The organism is Psychrobacter sp. 1U2 (genome assembly GCF_051847575.1).
Window position 1 is genome coordinate 1 of the sequence record NZ_JBPYDC010000881.1, and the last position, 790, is coordinate 790.

General features: G+C 39.2%; 2 protein-coding genes. Both read left to right on the plus strand.

All coding sequences use genetic code 11. The features are described from left to right. Positions 1–128 precede the first annotated feature (128 nt). Entirely contained in the window at positions 129–410 is a 282-nt protein-coding gene (locus ACS8FD_RS19310) for an FAD assembly factor SdhE (RefSeq protein WP_439261880.1), read from the plus strand. A 17-nt stretch (positions 411–427) separates the two neighbouring features. After that, on the plus strand, positions 428–790 hold a 363-nt coding region (locus ACS8FD_RS19315), incomplete at its 3' end, for a hypothetical protein (protein WP_439277050.1).

A 790-nucleotide genomic window follows, 5' to 3' on the forward strand; every position in this document is an offset into this window, starting at 1 on the left:
CAGCAAGCGGTGGCATTATGGAATCAGTTATCTGCTTACGAGCAAAATAGAGTCCAATAACGACAATGACTATTCTATAATGCTATAACGTATTTTTATTTAGACGTATCTTCAATGAGATCAAAATTATGACAGTCAAAAGCCAGCCAGAGCCTACCAACGAACAGCGCCGGATTATTTATCAAGCACGCCGCGGCTTAAAAGAGTTGGATTTTTATATCGATCCGTATGTTAAAGAGCTTTACTTGACAGCAGATTCTGCTGAACAAGCAGCTTTTGCAAACATGCTTACTTATGAAGATCCTGATCTATTAGATTATTTTACCAATCAGGCGCGCCCAGATGATGAGGCAATATGGACGCTGGTCAAGAAAATTAAAATGTGGCGTCATGGGAAAGATTTGTCATAACGGATTGGTTTTAACCGATGTATGATTCTACTGCGGTTCAGTTGCCTACAAATCTACGTATCGATACTGCTATTAAATATGGCAGTCGACTTCGTACGTTAATGTATACTGGATTGTCAATCTCAATCGTTTTATTATCTTGGCTTGCCAAGCTGTCATGGTGGCAGCACGCTTTAATTTTGATAGTGAGTGCAGCAGTGATAGGTTATTTGGCTTTATCAAGGCCAATACTACTACATTTAAGTCAGCCTCCCTTACACAATCATCTAAATAAAGAGTGGCAGTTGCTTATGCGTACTGGTCGCAACGATGAATTATGGCGAGCTGATCTCAACAATGTTCATCGTTATCAATGGCTATTAAATTTCCAATTTGTTACT